At 37.9% G+C, this 21,784-nt stretch carries 22 protein-coding genes, 1 other RNA gene and 1 riboswitch; of the genes, 4 read left to right on the forward strand and 19 right to left on the reverse strand.

The annotated features are described in order from the left end of the window. Positions 1-53: 53 nt before the first annotated feature. The 6 genes from LWE_RS09645 to mntR all read right to left on the reverse strand — a co-directional run bounded on the left by LWE_RS09645 (position 54) and on the right by mntR (position 6,715). Positions 54-929 (reverse strand): putative RNA methyltransferase, encoded by an 876-nt coding sequence (locus LWE_RS09645; protein WP_011702659.1) that lies wholly within the window; start codon positions 927-929, stop codon positions 54-56. Between the two features lie 52 nt (positions 930-981). Further along, complete coding sequence (locus tag LWE_RS09650) at positions 982-1,464, reverse strand: dihydrofolate reductase (protein WP_011702660.1); 483 nt, start codon at positions 1,462-1,464, stop codon at positions 982-984. 15 nt (positions 1,465-1,479) lie between these two features. Further along, a complete protein-coding gene (locus LWE_RS09655; protein WP_011702661.1) occupies positions 1,480-2,424 on the reverse strand; it encodes a thymidylate synthase in 945 nt (314 codons plus the stop codon). 12 nt (positions 2,425-2,436) lie between these two features. Then, positions 2,437-4,329: an ABC-F family ATP-binding cassette domain-containing protein gene (locus LWE_RS09660; protein WP_011702662.1), complete on the reverse strand. Its 1,893-nt coding sequence runs from the start codon at positions 4,327-4,329 to the stop codon at positions 2,437-2,439. 118 nt (positions 4,330-4,447) lie between these two features. Beyond that, a complete protein-coding gene (locus LWE_RS09665; RefSeq protein WP_011702663.1) occupies positions 4,448-6,130 on the reverse strand; it encodes a formate--tetrahydrofolate ligase in 1,683 nt (560 codons plus the stop codon). Between the two features lie 156 nt (positions 6,131-6,286). Next, on the reverse strand, positions 6,287-6,715 hold the full coding sequence (mntR, locus tag LWE_RS09670; protein ID WP_011702664.1) for a transcriptional regulator MntR: 429 nt from the start codon (positions 6,713-6,715) through the stop codon (positions 6,287-6,289). A 375-nt stretch (positions 6,716-7,090) separates the two neighbouring features. Between mntR and cspD the strand changes: the two genes are divergently transcribed. Together cspD and LWE_RS09680 are read left to right on the forward strand one after the other, a co-directional pair. Beyond that, positions 7,091-7,291, forward strand: coding sequence for a cold-shock protein CspD (gene cspD / locus LWE_RS09675; RefSeq protein ID WP_003728273.1), 201 nt, complete (start codon positions 7,091-7,093; stop codon positions 7,289-7,291). A 122-nt stretch (positions 7,292-7,413) separates the two neighbouring features. Continuing rightward, positions 7,414-7,815, forward strand: a complete 402-nt coding sequence (locus tag LWE_RS09680; protein WP_011702665.1) for a ribonuclease HI family protein — start codon at positions 7,414-7,416, stop codon at positions 7,813-7,815. Positions 7,816-7,832: 17 nt separating this feature from the next. Here the strand turns inward: LWE_RS09680 and LWE_RS09685 are convergent, their stop codons facing one another. The 11 genes from LWE_RS09685 to LWE_RS09730 all read right to left on the reverse strand — a co-directional run bounded on the left by LWE_RS09685 (position 7,833) and on the right by LWE_RS09730 (position 17,178). Next, the gene (locus LWE_RS09685) at positions 7,833-8,705 is read right to left on the reverse strand and encodes a 5'-3' exonuclease (protein ID WP_011702666.1); all 873 of its coding nucleotides are present in this window, start codon (positions 8,703-8,705) and stop codon (positions 7,833-7,835) included. A 76-nt stretch (positions 8,706-8,781) separates the two neighbouring features. Next, positions 8,782-9,051, reverse strand: coding sequence for a 30S ribosomal protein S14 (gene rpsN / locus LWE_RS09690; protein ID WP_011702667.1), 270 nt, complete (start codon positions 9,049-9,051; stop codon positions 8,782-8,784). A gap of 122 nt (positions 9,052-9,173) precedes the next feature. Beyond that, positions 9,174-10,232, reverse strand: a complete 1,059-nt coding sequence (chiA, locus tag LWE_RS09695) for a chitinase ChiA (RefSeq protein WP_011702668.1) — start codon at positions 10,230-10,232, stop codon at positions 9,174-9,176. Between the two features lie 192 nt (positions 10,233-10,424). Then, positions 10,425-11,732 (reverse strand): nucleobase:cation symporter-2 family protein, encoded by a 1,308-nt coding sequence (locus LWE_RS09700; protein WP_011702669.1) that lies wholly within the window; start codon positions 11,730-11,732, stop codon positions 10,425-10,427. A 6-nt stretch (positions 11,733-11,738) separates the two neighbouring features. Next, positions 11,739-12,317, reverse strand: a complete 579-nt coding sequence (locus tag LWE_RS09705) for a xanthine phosphoribosyltransferase (RefSeq protein ID WP_011702670.1) — start codon at positions 12,315-12,317, stop codon at positions 11,739-11,741. 81 nt (positions 12,318-12,398) lie between these two features. Next, positions 12,399-12,499, reverse strand: a riboswitch (purine riboswitch). A gap of 45 nt (positions 12,500-12,544) precedes the next feature. Further along, positions 12,545-14,053 (reverse strand): carboxypeptidase M32, encoded by a 1,509-nt coding sequence (locus tag LWE_RS09710; RefSeq protein WP_011702671.1) that lies wholly within the window; start codon positions 14,051-14,053, stop codon positions 12,545-12,547. A 15-nt stretch (positions 14,054-14,068) separates the two neighbouring features. Beyond that, a complete protein-coding gene (locus LWE_RS09715; RefSeq protein ID WP_011702672.1) occupies positions 14,069-15,217 on the reverse strand; it encodes a THUMP domain-containing class I SAM-dependent RNA methyltransferase in 1,149 nt (382 codons plus the stop codon). A 160-nt stretch (positions 15,218-15,377) separates the two neighbouring features. Next, positions 15,378-15,759, reverse strand: an RNA gene (rnpB, locus tag LWE_RS14460) — RNase P RNA component class B. 36 nt (positions 15,760-15,795) lie between these two features. After that, positions 15,796-16,137 (reverse strand): cell division regulator GpsB, encoded by a 342-nt coding sequence (gene gpsB, locus LWE_RS09720; protein WP_011702673.1) that lies wholly within the window; start codon positions 16,135-16,137, stop codon positions 15,796-15,798. 130 nt (positions 16,138-16,267) lie between these two features. Further along, a complete protein-coding gene (locus LWE_RS09725) occupies positions 16,268-16,816 on the reverse strand; it encodes an SLOG family protein (RefSeq protein WP_011702674.1) in 549 nt (182 codons plus the stop codon). Beyond that, entirely contained in the window at positions 16,813-17,178 is a 366-nt protein-coding gene (locus tag LWE_RS09730) for a YppE family protein (protein WP_011702675.1), read from the reverse strand. Before LWE_RS09730 ends, LWE_RS09725 begins: the two co-directional genes overlap by 4 nt. A gap of 246 nt (positions 17,179-17,424) precedes the next feature. Between LWE_RS09730 and recU the strand changes: the two genes are divergently transcribed. Both recU and LWE_RS09740 read left to right on the forward strand, forming a co-directional pair. Further along, the gene (gene recU / locus LWE_RS09735) at positions 17,425-18,030 is read left to right on the forward strand and encodes a Holliday junction resolvase RecU (RefSeq protein WP_011702676.1); all 606 of its coding nucleotides are present in this window, start codon (positions 17,425-17,427) and stop codon (positions 18,028-18,030) included. Between the two features lie 29 nt (positions 18,031-18,059). After that, positions 18,060-20,573, forward strand: coding sequence for a penicillin-binding protein 1A (locus LWE_RS09740; protein ID WP_011702677.1), 2,514 nt, complete (start codon positions 18,060-18,062; stop codon positions 20,571-20,573). Between the two features lie 62 nt (positions 20,574-20,635). Here LWE_RS09740 and LWE_RS09745 read toward each other — a convergent pair whose 3' ends face one another. After that, on the reverse strand, positions 20,636-21,124 hold the full coding sequence (locus LWE_RS09745) for a YpoC family protein (RefSeq protein WP_011702678.1): 489 nt from the start codon (positions 21,122-21,124) through the stop codon (positions 20,636-20,638). Next, positions 21,117-21,776: an endonuclease III gene (gene nth / locus LWE_RS09750; RefSeq protein ID WP_011702679.1), complete on the reverse strand. Its 660-nt coding sequence runs from the start codon at positions 21,774-21,776 to the stop codon at positions 21,117-21,119. Before nth ends, LWE_RS09745 begins: the two co-directional genes overlap by 8 nt. Positions 21,777-21,784 lie beyond the last annotated feature (8 nt).

The following is a 21,784-nucleotide window of genomic DNA, read 5'->3' on the forward strand; positions in this document are numbered from 1 at the left end:
TCTATATTTTTCCCCTTCATTATAGCTTAAAATGCGCAAAATTCACATAGATTTTACAAAAGATGTGCTCTATTTGCAATAATGATTTGCAGGTCTACTGTCAGTTCTTCAGGTGGGTTGGCTAATAATTCGCTTTTTTTATCTGCTTCAATATGCCAACCAAGTGGTGTCATTTCAAGAAAATCTGCAAATAATGCTTTGGCAATGGGTGCTTTATAGGTCACTCGTTCAACATGTTCTACTGTTAATTTTTCTGCCAGTCGAGCTATGACTGACTCATTCGAATAACTACTTTTTTCATCAACATAAATAAATTCGCGTAATTCTCGTAAATAATTTGCTTCTGGTACTACTTTTAACAAAAAGCCGTCTGTTTTTAATAGCCGTTTAAATTCCTGATAATTCGAAGGCGATAAAATATTTAAAATAACATCTGCTGTTTCTGCTTGGTTTGGACAATTGGCTAAATCAGCTACTGTCCATACAATCCCTGGATAGTCTCGTGCAGCCTGTTTGACGCCTTCTTTTGCTATATCTAGTCCAACGCTACGCACATTACGACCCATTTCTTGAAGCGCATTTACCACATGAGCTAAATGACTTCCCTCACCACAACCTGCATCATATATAACAATTTCTTTTTTATTTATATCTGCAATAATTTCAGTCAAACGTTCGATTATCTTTTCAAAAAAGCCACTCGCAATCACTTTTTTACGCGATTCAAATAATGCTTGATCATATTTTGTCTTATGGGCTTGTTTGAGTAGATGTAAGTATCCTGGTTTTGCAACATCAAACCCGTGATGCTTTGGACATACAAACGAATGTGGCTCGTTAAAAATGAGTTCTCCGCCACAAATCGGGCATGCAAGAAGCGCCACACTCTCTTGCATCGCTAACTTATTCATCTCCATTTTTGATAACAATTAGTCTTCACTCCACTCGAAAAACGTTGCCCGCAAATAGGCAACGTTTCTACTAATTTCTTTCATACGTATAAAATGTGTAATTATACTTGTTTTTTTCATCTTTTTCATGAGGTTCTTTTGCTATTTCCGAAAAATTTTCCCAATCAACTTCTGGAAAAGCCGTATCTGCATCGAACTCGGCATCAATTTTTGTCACAATTAGCTTGTCTGCTACATCCATAAATAAACGATAAATTTCCGCTCCGCCAACGACATAAATCGGTTCGCCAGTCTGTGTTAGCGCTAAAACCTCCTCGCGAGAATGAAGGATTTCCGCATCATCTAGTTGAAGTTCTTTGTCGCGAGTTAATACGATAGTTTTTCGATTTGGCAAAGCTTTTCCTAGTGATTCATATGTTTTGCGACCCATAACAAGGGTTTTTCCAGTTGTCGTTTTTTTGAAAAACTGTAAATCTCCTGGCAAGTGCCACGGCATTGTATTATCTTTTCCAATATTACCGGCGCGGTCTTGTGCCCAAACAAAAATAATCATTCAAGAAAACCTCCCTTATACTGAAATCGGTGCTTTAATTGCTGGATCTGGATGATAACCATCGAGGGAAATATCCGCTACATCAAAATCAAAAATGGTTGTAGGTTTATCTGAAAGCACTAATTTTGGAAGTGCATGCGGTGTTCTCGATAATTGTTCTTTCACTTGCTCAATATGATTATTATAAAGATGTGCATCTCCCATTGTATGAATGAATTCGCCCACATCAAGTCCCACTTCTCGAGCAATAAGATGTGTCAGAAGTGCATAACTTGCAATATTAAATGGCACCCCTAGAAAAATATCTGCACTACGCTGATACAATTGGCAGGATAATTTCCCATCCGCTACATAAAATTGGAACAAGGAATGGCATGGTGGTAAAGCCATATTCGGAATATCTTCTGGATTCCAAGCAGACACAATTAAGCGGCGAGAATTTGGGTTTGTTTTAATCATTTCAATCACATCTGCTAACTGGTCAATCGTTTCTCCTTGAGAAGTTTTCCACTCGCGCCATTGTTTTCCATAAATATTACCTAATTCACCGTATTTATTCGCAAATCCTTCATCTTCTAAAATGCGCGTTTTAAACTGTTCCATTTCCGCTTGATACACTTCTTTAAACGCCGGATCACGTTCTGCTCTTAGGCCAAAATCAGTCATATCTTCGCCTTTATAATCAGCACTTTTCACAAAACGCTCAAAAGCCCATTCATTCCAAATATTATTGTTATGCTGTAAAAGGTAGCGAATATTTGTATCTCCATGTAAAAACCATAATAGCTCACTTACGACAAGTTTAAATGGTACACGTTTGGTTGTCATGATAGGAAAGCCCTCTTGCAAATCAAAACGCATTTGATAACCAAATGTGCTGATTGTTCCAGTCCCAGTGCGATCTCCTTTTTGTGTTCCATTCTCTAAAACGTACTTTTCTAAATCCAAATATTGTTTCATCGTTCGCACTCCTTATTCCGCATATTGTGATAAAAATTCCCAGCGCTCCATCATTTGTTCGAGCTCTAATTCTTTCGAAGTAATAAGTTCGCTAATTTCTGCTGCTTTTGTAAAATCTGCTCCGGTTTGTTCGAGCGTTTCATTTAGTGATTCAATTGCTTGTTCTAGATTGCTAATCGCTTCTTCAATTCCGTCCCATTCCAGCTGTTCTTGATAGGTTAATTTAACTTTCTCTTTTTTCTCTGGTGTTTTCTTTTCGACAGAAGTATTTGCCATTTTTTTCATAGATTTTGCTGGTTTTCCTTTAGCTTCCAGTTCTTTTAAATAATCACTATACTCTCCGTAGAAAATTTCTACTTCCCCAATTGCCCGGAAAACGAGTAGTTTATTCACCACTTTATCAAGGAAATATCTATCGTGGCTTACTGTGATAACTGTACCGTTAAATGATTCTAAATAATCTTCTAAAACGGTTAATGTTTGTGTGTCTAAATCATTGGTAGGCTCATCCAATAGTAAAACGTTTGGTCGTTCCATTAAAATACGTAATAAGAATAAGCGACGTTTTTCACCACCCGATAAACTGCCGATTTTCTTCCCGTGTGAATTTGGCGGGAATAAGAAACGCTCTAGCATAGCGCTAACACTAATCACTTCTCCTCCAGAAGTCGTCACTTGTTCTCCGGCTTCTTGCAAATAAGCAATCATTCGCATATCAGGGTCCATTTCTTCATTTTGTTGCGTATAGTAACCGATTTGTACGGTTTGTCCAGTGATTACTTCACCAGCATCAGGTGCTAGTTTTCCAGCTAACATATTCAGTAAAGTTGATTTTCCAGTTCCATTATTCCCTGTAATACCAAGGCGTTCTCCTGGTTGGATAATCAAACTAAAATCTTGTAATACTTGCTTTTCATCAAAGCGTTTTTCTAAGTTTTTTAGTTCAAACACATCTTTTCCGAGACGGCTAGTAACAAAATCAATTGCCAATTCCGAGTCATCGGTTTTTGTTTTCACTTTTTTCTCTAAATCATGGAAACGGTCTTGTCTGGCATTTTGTTTCGTTGCACGACCTTGAGGACCACGACGCATCCAAGCTAGTTCCTTACGATAAAGGTTTTTATTTTTCTCGGATTCACGGACTTCATTTTCCATACGAATAGCTTTAGATTCCATGAATTTTTCGTAATTTCCCACGTAACGATAAGCGGAACCACGATCTAGTTCCACCATATGATTTGTCACACGATCCAAGAAGTAACGATCATGCGTCACAAGCAAGACAGCACCCTTGAACCGATTTAAATATTCTTCCAGCCAACGAATCGACTGAAAATCTAAATGGTTGGTAGGCTCGTCCAAAATCAGTAAATCTGGTGTTTCAATTAAGACTTGGGCCAATCCGACACGTTTTCGTTGGCCACCAGAAAGCTCGCTGATTTTCGCTGTTAAATCAGTAATGCCCAGTCTTTCCAAAATAGTTTTTGCTTCTGTGTTCATATCCCAAGCCGCACTAGCATCCATTTCTTGGCTAGCGGCTGTATAAGCGTCATGTAATTTAGTATTTTCAGCATCAAGTGACATCGCCAGTAATACTTCTTCATACTTACGCATTGCTCGAAGCGCCGCAGTATCTCCATCAAAAACAGCCGAAAGCACTGTATCCTCTTCATTAAAAACAGGATCCTGCGCCAAATAACCAATTGTATAATCTTTCGCTTTGGTGACAGTACCTTTATCTCCGGATTCACTTCCAGAAATAATTTGTAATAGCGTTGATTTCCCTGTGCCATTCACACCAATTAAACCAATACGTTCGCCTTCTGTTATCGTTAGCGAGATATTTTCAAACAGGCTTTTTTCACCATATGTTTTTGTTAAATTTTCCACTTTTAATTGTTTCATTTAGTCCCATCCATTTCCGTTCTGTCCTTATCTATTCTAGCTGAAAACATAGAACATAGCAATTCCTTAAGATGAAAAAAGTTCCAAAAGCGCGAATCCACTTTTGGAACTTTTAGTTTTAAAATAGACCTTGTGCATTACCGTTTTCATCAACATCCATATTTAATGCTGCTGGTTTTTTCGGTAATCCCGGCATCGTCATCACATCACCTGTGAGAGCAACGACAAAACCAGCGCCGAGTTTTGGAATGAATTCGCGAATATGAATCACAAAATCAGTTGGGCGACCAAGTAATGTCGGATCATCTGATAAAGAATACTGTGTTTTCGCCATACAAATTGGATAACGATCCCAACCATATTTTTTAAATTCCACGATTTGTTTTTGTGCCTTACTAGAAAGTTCCACACCAATACCGCCGTATACCTTCGTCACAATTGCTTCCAATTTTTCTTCCATGGACCAAGCATCATCATAAATACGATTATAGTCTGCTTCTCCACTTTCTACTGCTGCAATTACTTTATCTGCGAGTTCAAGTCCACCGTCACCGCCTTTTTCCCAAACTTCTGTTAAGGAGAAAGGAATGCCGTGTTCTTCGCAAAGTGCTTCTAATTTCGCTACTTCAGCATCCGAATCCGTGATAAATTTATTAATCGCAACTACATATGGAATACCGAATGTTTGAATAGATTCCGTATGTTTTTGTAAGTTAGTAAAACCTTTAGCCAGCGCTTCCACATTTTCTTCGCTTAGTTCTGTTTTTAAAGCGCCACCGTGCATTTTCAGCGCGCGAATCGTTGCTACAATGACAACACAATCTGGTGCTTTTCCAAGGGCAGGAACTTTAATGTCTAAAAATTTCTCAGCTCCAAGATCTGCTCCAAAGCCCGCTTCTGTCACAACATAATCACCTAATCTAAGTGCCGTACTTGTTGCAGACACACTATTACAACCATGTGCAATATTCGCAAAAGGCCCGCCATGTACGATTGCTGGAGTATGTTCTAATGTTTGAACTAAATTAGGTTTTAACGCATCTTTTAATAGTAATGTTAATGCACCTTCGTAACCCATTTCGCCAACGGTAATCGGCTCTTTTTTATAATTATAACCTATCACAATTTCACTTAAGCGTTTCTTTAAATCTTTTAAATCGCTTGCTAAACAAATGATTGCCATGATTTCAGAAGCGACAGTAATATCAAAACCATCTTCACGTGGCACCCCTTGAACAGGGCCCCCAAGACCAACAACTACTTTTCGAAGCGCGCGGTCATTCAAATCAACCACCCGTTTCCAAACAATACGTCTACCATCAATGCCTAGTTCATTACCTTGCTGCATATGATTATCAATAAAAGCAGATAAAGCATTGTTTGCTGCTGTAATCGCATGAAAATCGCCTGTAAAATGTAAATTAATATCTTCCATTGGAATAACTTGCGCATAACCCCCGCCAGTTGCCCCACCTTTGATTCCCATCGTAGGTCCAAGTGATGGCTCCCGAAGTGCAATGACTGTTTTTTTGTCTTTTTTAGAGAGTGCATCCCCAAGTCCAACTGTTACAGTAGATTTCCCTTCACCAGCTGGTGTTGGGTTAATTGCAGTCACAAGAACAAGTTTCCCTGGTTCTTGGTCTTTTAACGAGTGAATGGTATCATAAGATAACTTTGCTTTATACTTTCCGTAAAGTTCGAGTGCATCCGCGTCAAGCCCTAAATGTTTCGCAATAGTTGTCACTGGTAGAATTTCTGCTTTGGATGCAATTTCAATATCTGATTTCACTTTATTTGACATGATATCCCCTCCGAATATGTATATTGTAACAAAGAATGAAGATATTTTGGCTCACCGGAGCATCAAAAAAGCGTGACACCAAGCGATGTAACACTATTTTGATTCTAAAGTAAAGCCTGATTGCGCAAAAATCAATATCTCAACCTTGGATTACCGTTATTCATTTGTTTCTGGTTTCGTCGTCTCCATTGCCTTAAGCGCCTCAAGCGCATCCGGATGATTTTCAAAAAATTGAACAACATTCCCGATTCTGTCAATCGAATTCCAACTTAAATGGTGTTCAATACCTTCCACATCATGATAAATATGGGACGAATCTACGCCAATAATACTCAAAAAACTTTCTAGTAATGCATGTCTTTCTAGCAGTCTTTTCCCCATTTGTGTTCCTTTTGGTGTCAAAATTAATCCACGATATTTTTCGTAAATTAAATATTCATCTTTATCCAGTTTCTGTACCATCTTTGTTACAGAAGAAGGATGGACAAATAGTTCATCTGCAATATCCGAAACCCGGGCATAACCTTTCGTTTCAATAAGGGAATAGATTTTTTCAATATAATCTTCCATACTAGGTGTTGGCATAGCTCTTACCCTCCAACTTAAATTCTTTCACATAGCCAATTGTACTATAATATCAGCCTTTCTAAAAGTAATTACCCTTTCTAAAGCGAAATTTCTCCTAGGACATTTACGCATTTTTTTCTGTAAAATATATAATTTAATAACAAAATATAACATAAAAGTAAAAAGTAAGCCTTTACAAGTCCAAAAATTTAAAAAATATTGGAAATCTGCTTGACGTTTATAGGTATTTTGATTTATAGTGTTAGTATCATATGCGGCAACGCTATGAACTGAAAAGGTAGTATTTGTTAGAAAAATTTTTTCAGCTTAAATGAAAGCGTTTTAAAAAAATATTCTAGCAATTATTAGCCATACTTAGGAGGATTTATTTCAATGCAAAATGGGAAAGTAAAATGGTTTAACAATGAAAAAGGTTACGGTTTTATCGAATCAGACGGCGGCGAAGATATTTTCGTTCACTTCACAGCGATCCAAGGTGACGGCTACAAATCTTTAGAAGAAGGCCAAGCGGTAACATTTGAAGTTGTCGAAGGTAATCGCGGCGCTCAGGCAGCTAATGTAGAAAAAGCCTAAACCTGTTGCCAATTAGACACGGACTTAAAACCGGTATGTATTTGCCGGTTTTTTTATTGCAAAAAAAGAGCTTTCCTTCTATAATAAAGCCACATCTACTCACACTTTAGGAGGGACATAATATGGAAGTATTTGTTGATGGAGCAAGTGCTGGAAATCCTGGTCCAAGTGGTGCTGGAATTGTTTTAAAAGCAGAAGGTATTTATGAACAATTTGCCGTTCCACTTGCTGTTATGACAAATCATGAAGCCGAATTTATCGCTATTAAACTCGGACTAGAGGAAGCATTAAAAACACAAGCAACGTTCATTCGTTTGTACTCTGATTCGAAAGTTGCCATTGAAGCTATTCACAAACGGCACGCTAAAAACCCTTTATTCAAGCCTCATTTAGAAGCTATTTTAGAAATGGCAGATTCTGTAGAATTGTTTTTTGCTGAGTGGCGCAATGTAAGTCAAAATAAACAAGCCGACCAACTTGCGCGTCAAGCTATCAAAAAACAGAAGCAAACTGGCATCAATTAACCAGATTGCTTCTGTTTTTATTGGATATCGCGCGTCAATGTTTTTAATCCGTATTTTTCTACTACGCTAAAAGCATCTTCACGAAAACCGTCGTATTTCAAATTAGCTAGGTTTATTTCTAGTGGAACTTCTGTGTGAATTCTAGCTAGTTTTTGGCTTAGTTCTAACATTGCTAAGTCTTCTTGAATTTTTGTTTGTTGAGCTGGTTTAAGTTTATCAAGATTATTTAAGACACCTTCAATAGACTCAAATTCTTGAATCAGCTTAATTGCTGTTTTTTCGCCAATACCTCGAACACCAGGATATCCATCAGAAGTGTCCCCCATCAATGCTTTTACATCAATAAACTGTTTCGGCGTAATGCCCATTTCTTCAAAAAATGTTGCTTCATTATATCGTTTATAATTGCCGTATCCCTTTTGCATAATCCAGACTTCATTAGTTGGTCGGATTAGTTGTAGTAAGTCTTTGTCGCCACTTAAAACAGTTGTAGCGATTGTATTACTTGTTTGAACTGTAATCGTACCAATGCAGTCATCCGCTTCAAAACCAGGCACGCCTAAATTGACAAAACCAAAACCTGCAGCTACTTCTTTTGCTAAATCAAATTGTGGAATCATTTCTTCTGGTGGAGCTGTTCTACCTGCCTTATAACCATCATACAATTCATTACGAAATGTTTGTGAACCCATATCCCAGCAAATAAGTGTATGTGTCGGATTGCTTTGACGAATAGCGGCAAACATGTGACGCATAAAACCTTGCACGCCATTCGTTGGAATTCCATTTTGATTAAACATAAATTGCTTTGAAACGGCTGTTGCATAAAATGCTCGGAATAGTAATGCCATTCCATCCACAACGAGCAAATTTTCTCGATTTTCGTTCATATATAATCCTCCAATTTCCTTCTACTGCCATCTATTGTAGCATAATTATATCTGGCTCGCAGAAAAAAGGAGTATTTTACCAGCTTGCTTTTTTCACGCCGGGTAATTGTCCTTGATGTGCTAACTCACGAAAACGAATCCGTGACATTCCGAATTTACGCATATAACCATGTGGTCGTCCTGTTAAGGCGCAACGATTGTGTAGTCGAGACGGTGTGGAATCGCGAGGTAATTTGCGTAGCTCTTCATAACGACCTTCTGCTTTTAGTGTCCGGCGAAGTTCAGCGTATTGTTCTACAAGCGCTTTTTGACGTTCATGTTTAACCACTTTTGATTTTTTAGCCATAAAGTTTCTCCTTTCTTAAATAATAATCATTCCGATTTATATCATACGCCCATTTTAAAATGAAAGCAAGTCTATTGTTTCAAAAAAACCGATACCCTCTAAGCCAGGTATCGGTTTCTAGTTTATTTAGTTCCAACAATCGGACCATAAGCATTGGAGAATCCATTATTATAGGCAACTCCTGCGCTATTTTTTCCTCCATCCCAGTTAACAGACCATGTCATAATTCCTTTCACTGGAGTCCCTTTTGTTTGCAAACGATTGAATACATTTTTAACGATTTGAGGATCTTTTACATAACCAGTTGCTGCTGCGTCAACATTTGCTGGCAAGCCGAAGACAAATTTATTGGCAGGGATTTTCAGATAGCCACGAGTTCCGTTAATGAAAGAATCCGCCATATAATATAAGAATGATTCTTTTAATGTATCGTTATTTTGCGCAATCCATTGGTTCGTTTCATCTACCCAGACACCGTCGCCACCTTGGTTGTATAGTTGAGGGGCAATATAATCATAATAATTAGCCAAGGAAGTTAAATAACTTTCATAAGCACTTCCAGGTTTCAAATATGGAAATTCTGGCGCCATGGTGATTAAGAAATTTTTGCCTTCTGCTTTATAATGATCTTTGACGATTTTTAACGCTGCTGGGATAACTGTTTTATTATCCCCTGCTGTTATCGCACTTTGTTCTAAGTCAATGTCTAATCCGTCAAAACCATATGTTTCTACTTGGCGGATAATTTCGTTTGCGAATGCCTGTTCATCTCCTGCCTTAAGTTCCACATGACCATCTGCACCACCGAGCGCTAGAAGCACTGCACGCCCCTCTTTATTTAACGCACCTACTTGCGCTCTGAAATCGCTATCATTTATTCCCACTGGTTTAAATGTTGGAATGCGATTTACTCCGTCCCCTTTCATAAAGGAAACATCTACCACGTTATAAGCTTTTGGTGTATCTTTCAGCGCAATATCAGCCGAGGTTCCTTGTTGATAACCGTCTTTCCCAGTTGATTTCCAACTATGCCAGTATCCAACTAGCACCTGTTTGTTAGAAATATCTGGCATAACAGAAGCATCATCCGTCGCTGCTTGTGCCGTACTGCCAAATGCTCCCAGTCCCGCGCCAACTAATAGTAAAGACAAACCACCAACCATTACTTGTTTTCCATTCATCTACTTTTCCCCCTTACTTTATCTACCCCAAACGTGCTTTTTTGGAGCTACTAGAAAATACCCAGCCTACTGAAAACAAAACTAGAAAAACAGTAAAAAAGCGAAATTGATATAGACCAATTCCGCTTTCAAATAAATAAATGTTTATAAGTATATGAGAAAAAATAGCCCAATTAAAACTGTTTTATTTTTTCACTCGGCATGTTGTGGTTTTGGATCCGCTACTTTTTTATCGTTGCGATGCGGAATCATGTTGAAAATAATATTGAGTGTAATTGCAGTAACACTTCCAGCTACAATCCCATTACTCGTAAATAAACGAACAAAAGATGGGAAGGCATTAAATAAATCTGGTACAACCGTTACGCCTAAGCCAACACCGACTGCACACGCAATAATTAATAAATTTTCTTGAGAAGTAAAATTAACTTTTCCTAACATCTTAATACCTTGCGCAACAACCATCCCAAACATCGCAACCATCGCGCCACCAAGAACTGGCGTTGGAATAATCGTTGTCACAGCGCCAATTTTTGGAATTAAACCTAAAACGATTAAGAAACCAGCTGCCGCATAAATCACTTTACGCGTTTTAATGCCAGAAAGCTGAACAAGTCCGACATTTTGTGAATAAGCGGTATAAGGGAATGTATTAAAAACTCCGCCAAGCATAATCGCTAGCCCTTCTGCACGGTAACCACGAGTTAAATCTTTTTGCGTTAATTTTCGTTCGGTAATATCTGATAAAGCAAAATAAACCCCCGTTGATTCTACCATACTGACAAGCGCAATTAAAATCATCGTAATAATCGCCGGCCACTCAAATGTCGGTGTTCCAAAGTAAAATGGTTTTGGCATATGAAACCAACTTGCTTCACTAACAGGCCCAAGCGAAATCCCTTTATAAAGTGCTGCAAAGAGCGAACCTCCAACAAGACCAATCAAAACAGCAATAGCTTTCGAAAAACCTTGTCCAAAACGATATACTAAAATAATTAATAATAATGTCCCAAAACCAAGACCGAGGTTATACATCGAACCAAAATCCTTTGCCCCTGCCCCGCCGGCAAGATTATTAATGGCAACGGGAATAAGAGTTAAACCTATCACTGTTACAACGGAACCAGTCACAACAGGAGGGAAAAACCGCACAACTTTGGAGAAAAAAGGTGCTATTAATAATACAAAAAGTCCTGAAACAATAATCGAACCATAAATTGCGCCAATTCCCATGTCTTGTCCAATCAAAATAATTGGTGCAATCGCCTGAACTGCACACCCAAGTACAACAGGTAAACCAATCCCAAAGAAACGATTGACTGTTAATTGTAGCAATGTTGCAATTCCACACATAAAAATATCAATCGAAACTAAATATGTCATTTCTTCTCCATTGAAACCTAGCGCCCCACCAATTAATAACGGAACGATTACTGCTCCTGCATACATAGCTAGAACATGCTGAAATCCTAAAGCTGCAATTTTCCCTTTACCTAACATTTACTCCTATTCCTCCTCTAAAAATAAAATTCCTTCGTTTTCAAGTGAGGCAATTCGTGCTAGTGAGTAAACTGGAATTCCTGTTTTATTTAATAGTTCTCGACCTTGCTGGAAAGATTTCTCAATAACAATTCCGATTCCTGCCACTTTTGCTCCGGCAAGCTCCGCAATTTCAAGTAACCCAAGAGCTGCTTGACCATTTGCTAAAAAATCATCAATAACTAAAATAGTATCTGCATCGGTTAAAAATTGTTTCGATACGGAAATATCATTTGATTCTTTTTTTGTATACGAATAAACTGTGCTCGTATACAAATTGTCTGTTAATGTCACTGATTTTTTCTTTCTAGCAAAAACGACTGGCACCGAAAGCGCAAGTCCTGCAAAAACTGCTGGTGCAATGCCCGATGATTCGATTGTGACGATTTTTGTAATGCCTAAATCTTGGAAGCGTTCAGCAAATGCCTTTCCCATTTCTTGCATTAAACCAGGATCAATTTGATGATTTAAAAATGCATCTACTTTTAAAACATTTCCTGGTAAAACGGTACCTTTTTCTTTAATAAACTCTTCCAGTAATTTCAAAGATATTCTCCTTTCAAAATAAAAAAACTGCTCCTCTAAATTTAGAGAAGCAGTATAGAAGCCACCAATTTTCGGAGTGACTTCTTTATACCAACTACTCATAGTCCGGTTATTTACGGTAACCAGGTAGAAACTCGTTGCCCAATCGCAACTATTATATAAGTATTTCGGTTTTAAGTTATGTTGTTTATTATAGCTTTCCAAAGGAGCACGGTCAAGCAAATTTTTTACTTATTAAATTGGTAAACATATGCGTATCTTTTTTCTAGTAGCTCTAGTAAATACGTTGGATTCAAGCCTTCTCCTGTTGTATCTGTTAGAATATCTAATGGTTTTTTTGTTTTACCGAATGTATGAACATGTTCCGTTAACCAGGTTTTTAATTCCGTATAATCATCACTAGCAATGATAGCATCAATATTCGTAATTTCTTTTTGCATTTGATGGAAGAACTGCGCGGCATACATTAAACCTAATGCATAGGACGGGAAATAGCCGAAATCTCCGCCAGCCCAGTGAATATCTTGCAATACGCCATTTGTATCATTATCTGGACGAATCCCTAGATATTCTTCGTATTTATCGCCCCAAGCTTTTGGTAAATCTTTCACTTCTAATTCACCATTAATAAGTGCTTTTTCCAGTTCATAACGAATCATAATATGAAGGGGGTACGTGAGAGTATCAGCCTCAATTCGGATAAGGGAACTTTCAGAGATATTTACTGCACGGTAGAAATCTTCTAACTTCACATGATCAAAAGCTGGTTTTGTAATTGCTTGAAAATCGGCATAATTACTCTTCCAAAACGCCAAGCTAGAGCCAATAATAATTTCATAGAATAAAGATTGTGATTCATGAATCCCCATAGAAGCTCCATTTGCAAGTGGCGTCCCAACAAGGGCTTGATCAAAATTTTGTTCGTAAATCGCGTGACCACCTTCATGAATAGTTCCAAACACAGCCATTTTAAAATCATTTTCATTGTAACGTGTTGTAATGCGTACATCCCCGGTATTTAAGCCAGTTGCAAACGGATGAACTGTTTCATCTAAACGACCTGCTTCAAAATCAAAGCCCATTTTGTTCAGAATTCGAATACTAAATTCTTTTTGTTTTGCTTCTGAAATTTTGGTATTTAAAATGGACGCATCTGGTTTTACACCTTCATTTGCGATTTTTTCACGAATCGCCATAATGCCATCACGTACTTTTTCAAATACGGAATCTAGCACGGAAACTGTCACGCCTGGCTCATATTGATCTAGTAGTGTGTCATATTTATTTTCTTCATAACCCCAATACTCCACAAACTTGCGCTTCATTTCAAGAATTTTTGTTAAAAATGGTTCAAATGCCGCAAAATCATTTTGCTCACGGGCAGTTGTCCAAGCAGTTTCAGCTTGCGCAACCAATTTCGTATATTCTGCATATTCTTTGCTTGGAATTTTTTTATTTAAATCATATGTTTTTTGCGATTCTTCTAAAGTTTTACGTGTAATTTCAGATAGATTTTCTTTTTCTTGGTTAAGCCCAGCAATAAAAGCAGCCATTTCTTCAGACGTTTGCATATTAAAAATCTCTTCTGAAAGAACGCCAATAACATCAGAGCGGCCTTCCATTCCTTTTGCAGGTGCACCAGTACGAAGATCCCAATAAACTAAAGCAAGTGCTTCTTCCAAAGCTTCCATCTTTTTGATATACGCTAAAAATTCCTGTTCTAATGTTTCTACCAAACTTAACTCCTCCATTCAATCTTCTTTTTTAGGACGTGGTTTTCTTGGACCCCAGTATTGATATAAGTCTGTGCGCAAGTAGCCATTATATAATTTTCGTTTCTTCGTCGCTTTTTTACCATAAACCTCTTCAAAAAGTTCATAAGAAGTAAGAACATACACTGACCATGTTGGCATTCGTTTATAAACAATACCCATTTCACGGTATAATTGGCGCACTGCTTCCTCATCTTCTAAACGTTCCCCGTATGGCGGATTGGCAACTACCACACCATATTCGTCTTCTGTTTGGAAATCAGCCACTTGTAGTTGTCTAAAAGTAATCAAATCACCAAGACCTGCTTCAACTGCATTTTGTTTAGCGATTTCGATTAATCGAGCATCAATATCGCCACCAATAATATTTAGTGGTTGATCATAATTGGCCAAATCTTCCGCTTCCTGTCTTGCATCTGCCCAAATTTGCTTCGGCATCCAGTCCCAAGTTTCTGACACGAATTCGCGGTTAAAACCAGGCGCAATGTTTTGCCCAATAAGTGCAGCCTCAATAGGAATTGTTCCAGAACCACAGACAGGATCATAAAAAGGTCTATCCGGATGCCAACTCGTAAGTAACACAAGCGCCGCCGCCATTGTCTCTTTGATTGGTGCGCTACCTTGCGCTAAACGATAACCACGTTTATGTAATCCAGCACCACTTGTATCAATCGTTAGCGTTACTTCATCTTTTAAAATCGACACTTCCAATTTAAATAACGCCCCAGTTTCCATCAATCGACCAGAACGACGATATTTTTCACTCACACGATTCACAATCGCTTTTTTTACAATTGCTTGGCAGTCAGGCACACTATAAAGCGTTGACTTAACTGATTTTCCGGCAACAGGAAATGCAGCATCAAGCGGCAAGTAATCTTCCCAAGGTAAAGCTTTCGTTTTCTCAAAAAGTTCATCAAATGTCGTTGCTTTAAAGACACCAACCACAATTTTCACGCGGTCAGCTACTCGAAGCCAAAGATTTGCTCTAGCAATTGCGGATAAATCTCCTTCAAAATAAACTTTCCCATTTTCTACTTTTGGGTCATATCCTAAACGCGCTACTTCTTTCCCAACAATCGCTTCTAAACCAGAAGCTGCAGTCGCCACCAACTGAAATGTTTTCATTGTGTCCCATCCTTTAATTAAATTTCTAATGAAAAAAGCTGCTTTAAGAGGAGGAGGTTTGTTTTAAATAGGCATTCAACCAGGTCGAACACCCACCTTAAAACTTGCGCTCCGGCCTTCTAAAACAGCCTTCAATGTTAAATTAATCCTGTAAATAACGCTCTGTAAGCCATGTTCTGTTCTTTACTATATACAGGGTAATAGCAAAGAGATAACCATCTATCTGCACGAAAATTCATTCGTACCTCGTCCCTCGTTCTTGATTCCTCGGGAAAAGTGCCCCTACCATAAGTTTGAGTTTCTCGCTCGTGGGGTTTACCTCGTTCCACTTCCGAGCATTTCTGCCGGAACTTCGTCACTGTGGCACCTTCAAGGTTATAAGACCATATCCGAAGACTTAGGTCATTCACCTGCCGTCAAACCGGAAATCCGGAATGCCCTGGCTTATTGTTTGACCAGGCACGATCACTACGGGCATCACAGCACCGTGCGAGCATGGACTTTCCTCTGTTTTCAAAAGAAAACAGCGATTATCCGAACGTTATTCATTTATTCTTAACTTACTTATACTAGCACACCTAGTCGTTATCGTCCAGCTTATTTCCAAAAACATGTTTTTCTAAATTAGAAAGACGTTTCAGTATATCAAAGTTAGTCGTTCCAGCTGGTTGCGCAGCCGCTTGAAAAGTTGGTGCTGGTTGTGGCGCTGTTCGTACTGGCGCATTATCTAATTCTTGTACTAAACGAATATTTTCCGCTTGAAGTGCTTCAATTTCTTGTGTAAAAGTACTGTAATCTTTAATAACCATGTCTAAAAACTCATCAACATCTTCTGGATTATAACCACGAAGCCCAGTTTTAAATTCTTTTTCCAAAATTTCTTTACCTGTTAAGTGATACTCAAATTGTTCCGAAGTCATATAACTCCACCTCTATCTCTATTCTTACGTATTTTTGTTCTAATAATATACTTACCCTTATTTTTCCAAATCTCACACCATTTGTCAATCTATACGGGTATTTTTTGCGAAATAACTACTTTCTTCCATATTAGAACGCTTGATTCATGTCCTCCACCACATCTTGAAGCGCATAAAAATCAATACACTCTAAATAATAATCCGATCTTTCTTTAGCTAATTTGGCACGATCATAAAAAAACTTCGGTGAGCCTTCTTTTTCCAAATCATAAACTAGAATCGCTCCATCCGTGTTATCAATAATAAATCCATCTCTTGCTGCAAATTGCGAAGGGTTCTCATATGGCCGTTTTGTAATAAAAGCATGATAATCTGCTATAGTAAGCACTTCACTTGCCCATATTTTATTGGCTTCATTCCAATTACCGCTTTGATTTTCAAACGGTTCTAAGATAGCTAGCTTAATGGCATATGCTTCTTTTTTGAGTTCGCCAACTACTTCTCCCGCCCAAAGTTCAATTCCGAGCTGTCCAGAAATAATTACCCATTCTAACCCATCTTCTATGAGAGGTACTAAATGACGTTTCATTGTTTCTTTAATGTAAATAGCCTCATCCGCATCCTTTTTAAAAATTCCAAGTTCAAAATTTTTATATCCAGTTACTGCGATGGATTTCACATTAATTCCTCTTTTCTTTTTAAGAAATCTCTTACTCTTGTTAGTGTATACTGAGAAGATTGGTAGTGATCTAGGAAGTGTTTATAAAAAGACTTTCCATTAAATGCGCTCACAGCCGTCATTTGAATATTATCACAAGCTTGTCTTAGTTGTAATTCTCCTAAGTAAGGTGGTCGTTCTTTTATAACCCAAGGAATGGCTAATTCTAAAAAAGCATCTGCACAAGCTTTCGCCTCATCAACAAACGGTTTCATATCTTTATAAAAATCAAACGGTTGTGCTTCTTCTCGGTTACTTAAATAAAGTTCCCAATTCTTTTCATTTTGAAGAAGTAATTTTTCCGTGCGTTCTAAAAGTTCCATACTATCACTCTTTTCATTCCAATTTCGCTTACCTCAAGAATAGCATAGGAAGAGAAATCTTGCCTAAAATTAGATTATTAGCGAAAATATGGTAAAATAGACGAAGGTACGTTCTATTTATGAACCAGTTTGATGCAGAAAAGACCTATTTTGCATTTATTTACTACTATCATTTTCATTTTTATTTGTTATAATAGATGATAGTCTAAAATTCAGAATAGAAATTTTCTGATTGAGGTGAAAAAAATGGCTATTGGCTATCCTAACGGCAAGAAGTATGCAGCGAGTCACGAGGGAATTCCGCAAAAAAAACGGAAAGCTCCTGTTACTTATGGAAAACGTGGTATGTCTTTGGAAGATGACTTAAATGATACAATAGCTTATTACCTAGCTCAAGATATCGCCGTCATTCATAAAAAACCTACCCCAGTCCAAATTGTCAGTGTGGATTATCCAAAAAGAAGTAGTGCAAAAATTAAGGAAGCCTATTTCAAAACACCATCCACGACAGACTATAATGGTGTATACAAAGGAAAGTATATTGATTTTGAAGCAAAAGAAACGCAAAATACTACCTCCTTTCCATTAAGTAATTTTCACGACCACCAAATGATTCATATGGCAAATGTGTTAAAACAAGATGGCATTGTTTTTGTCATTATTGCCTTCCAAAAAATCGGTGAAACTTATTTCATTCCCTTTGAAAAGTTTTATCCATTTTGGCAAAGAATGCAAAGCGGCGGCAGAAAATCCGTCACTATTGCAGAAATACAAGATGTATCAGACCAAATTCCTTATGGTCTAAATCCAAGGCTTGACTTCTTGAAATCAATCGAGAAATTATACTTCTAGTCAGCTTTTTTAAAGGAGAGAGATTTTTAATGGCAGATAAACCGCAGACAAGATCTCAGTATCGCAGCAAAAAAAATGGAAATTCTAAAAAGAATCCATCTAAACGAGGAAAAAGAGTTGCAGCTAATATTTTTAAAACTATTTTTTTCTTAGGACTATTTTTAGCCTTTTTTGGTGTTGCGGCTGGTGCAACAGTCTTTTATAGTTATGCAAAAGATGCACCAAAACTGACCGACTCCAAGCTACGAGATCCACTTTCATCTAAATTACTTGATAAAGATGGCAAGGTTTTCGCAGAAGTTGGAACCGAACGGCGGGAATATATTGAATACAAAGATATACCTGAAGCACTAAAAAATGCGATTCTAACAACAGAAGATGCGCGTTTTTATGAACATGATGGGATTGACCCTATTCGACTTGGCGGAGCAGTCATTGCTAATGTCAAAGACGGTTTTGGTTCAGAAGGTGCAAGTACACTTTCTCAGCAAATCATCAAGATGTCTTATCTTGATTACACCAACAAAACATTAGCGCGAAAAGCACAAGAAGCATGGCTTGCTCTTGAATTAGAGCAGAAATATAGCAAAAATGATATTCTAGAAATTTATGTCAATAAAGTCTATATGTCAGACCGTGTTCACGGGATGCAAACCGCTTCCGAACATTATTTTGGCAAAAGCGTTAAAGACATTAGTTTAGCACAAACAGCGCTCCTTGCTGGCATGCCTCAAAGTCCGAATAATTACAATCCGTATGAACATCCAGAAGCAGCCAAAAAACGTCGTGATCAAGTGTTAACTAATATGTATTCTCATAATAAAATTACAAAAGATGAGATGACGGCAGCACAAAAAACACCTATCAACTCCGGACTACGCTCTCAAAAAGATCGTGAAGATAAAATTTACAAATACGATTCTTATGTAACGCAAGTTTTAAGTGAGATTCCGAAAGAATATGATGTCTACCGTGATGGTCTAACTATCCACACTGCACTTGATCGTAGCGCACAAGAATACACCGAAAAAATGCTTAATACAAATGAAATCGTTAATTTCTCTGATAAAGAAATGCAAGCCGGTATCGTGCTTCAAGATACAAAAAACGGTCGAGTTCAAGCAATTGGTGGCGGACGTAATCAAAAGGTAACACGTGGTTATAATTACGCAACGCAAGTGAAGCGTTCTGTTGGTTCCACGATGAAACCTATTGCCGATTATGGTCCAGCTTTTGAATATCTAGACTGGTCTACTGCACATATTTTAGAAGATGAACCTTATACGTATACTGGTGGAACACCTATTAATAACTGGGATTTCGGATATAAAGGTCCTATCTCTGTCAGACAAGCGCTTTATCAATCACGTAATATTCCAGCACTTAAAACTCTACAAGCTGTTGGACTCGAAAAATCCGAGCAATTTGTTAATAAACTTGGTATCACTTATGATAAAGGTCAAAACGTAGAATCTAATGCTATCGGAGCAAATAGTTCCAATCCAATGCAAATGGCTGGTGCTTATGCTGCATTTGGTAATAAAGGTATTTACAATAAACCTCATACTATTATCAAAATTGTCCTATCTGATGGCGAAACTGAAATTGATACAGAACCAAAAAGCACTGTAGCTATGAAAGAATCAACTGCTTATATGGTCTCTGATGTTCTAAAAGATGTTCTATCTATCGGAACAGGTACTTCAGCAGCCGTTCCAGGAGTGCCTGCTGCAGGTAAAACTGGTACTACAAATATCCCACCTGAATTCACTTCGAAGTACTACTACCCTGGTGGTGCCGCTCGTGACTCATGGTTTGCTGGATATACCACAAATTATTCTATCGCTGTATGGACTGGTTATGATGATAAGAAAAAATACGTTTCAGCAAGTGAACAAAAAATTGCTCAACGTCTGTTTAGTAAATTAATGGCTCATGCATCTGCTAATAAAAATACGGCAGACTTCAAAATGCCAAGTAATGTCGTTTCTGTTCCAATTTTAAAAGGTAGTAACCCAATTGCTCGTGCTGCATCTGGTACTTCTAGTGATAAGGTAAGCTACGAACTATTCTTAGCTGGAACTGCTCCAACGAAAACTGCTTCCACTCCAGAAGATGAGAAGAAGAAAAAAGAAGCAGAAGCGAAGAAAAAAGCGGAAGAAGAAGCGAAGAAGAAAAAAGAAGATGAGAAAAAATCAGAAGCAGATGATGAAGCAGAAGCAAAGAAAAAAGCAGAAGAAGAGGCTAAGAAGAAGGCTGAGGAAGAGGAAGCCGCAAAAGCCCTCACTGCCCCTGCTGGCTTAAGAGCAAGTTATGACGCAAACTCTAAGCAAATTAATGTTTCTTGGGCTGCAGTAGATGGTGCGACTTATGAAGTGAATGTCAATGGAACCACAACGACAGTATCTTCTACATCCGTTTCAGTAAGTGGTGGAAACCCTGGTGATACAATCTCGATCAATGTTGTCGCCGTAAAAGATGGTAAGAAGAGTCCAGCATCCTCCACCACCGTCAAGATTCCAGCTGAAGAGCCCTCTGATTAATAAAGTAATAACAAAAAGAGAAGACGAGTTTCGTCTTCTCTTTTTGTTATATCCCTATAAGATTATTTTTTTGCAATTAATTTACGTTGCTCAAGTGTCAATTCATTTAATTGGCGAAAACCTAAAAAAGTATTTCCTCGTTTTAAAACATATTCTAATCGTTCTTCTAAATTGAGTGGTTTTATTTCAAGCGTTTTAATTTGTTCCATTAAATTATTAAGTTGCACTGGACGATGATTACTCCAAAACAAAATAGATAAAAAGATTCCTAGCGCATCTCTAACGGTGACAGGCGACGGTTTTTTATGTACTTTCAAATCCGCTTCCATACTTTCTGCTAAATTAGTCATATGTTTTGCTAATTTCCGACAAGCTCTATCCGTTTCATTTTTCCAAGGAAGAACTCCCCCACCTTTTGTGAAAAACTGCTGCTCTTGCCAAAAAGGCAGACCACTTACATAAATAGATTCCTGATCATACTCTTCTGCTATGACATCTGGTGCAGGGAAATCGACATGGGTTAATTCCACTGCGTATTTAAATTCAGCCATCAAATCCCCTCACTTTCGCTTGTTTCTTTCCTTCTCTACATAAATACAGTAAAGGGCAGGTCGGACAATCTGGATTTCTAGCTTTGCAATGATATCTGCCAAAGAAAATCATGTAGTGGTGCGCATCTGACCACATTTCTTTGGGAAGTTTTCGTTTTAATGTTTCTTCTACTTCAACAACAGAATCTTTCCACCTACAAATTCCTAAGCGCTTGCTAATTCGTTCCACATGCGTATCTACCGCAATGGCAGGAATACCAAAGCCTACGGATAGAACAACATTGGCAGTTTTTCTACCTACACCGGGCAAGCTCTCAAGTTCCGCATGCGTTTTTGGCACTTCGCCATTAAATTCAGTTAATATTCTTTGGGATAATCCTTGAATATTTTTTGCTTTGTTTCGGTAAAGACCAATCGAACGAATATCATCCATCAATTCTTCTAAAGGAACAGCCAAATAATCTTCCGGGCGATGGTATTTTTCAAAAAGAGAAGCAGTTACTCGGTTGACTAAAACATCCGTACATTGCGCGGATAATACAACTGCAACTAATAATTCAAAAGTATTTTTATGCACTAATTCACAGTGTGCTGCTGGAAACATTTTCGCCATTTCTTCTATACATAAAACAGTTTGTTTATTTGATAACAATTTGCTCA

Origin of the sequence: Listeria welshimeri serovar 6b str. SLCC5334 (genome assembly GCF_000060285.1) — a bacterium.
In the GTDB taxonomy this organism is placed as follows: Bacteria; Bacillota; Bacilli; order Lactobacillales; family Listeriaceae; genus Listeria; species Listeria welshimeri.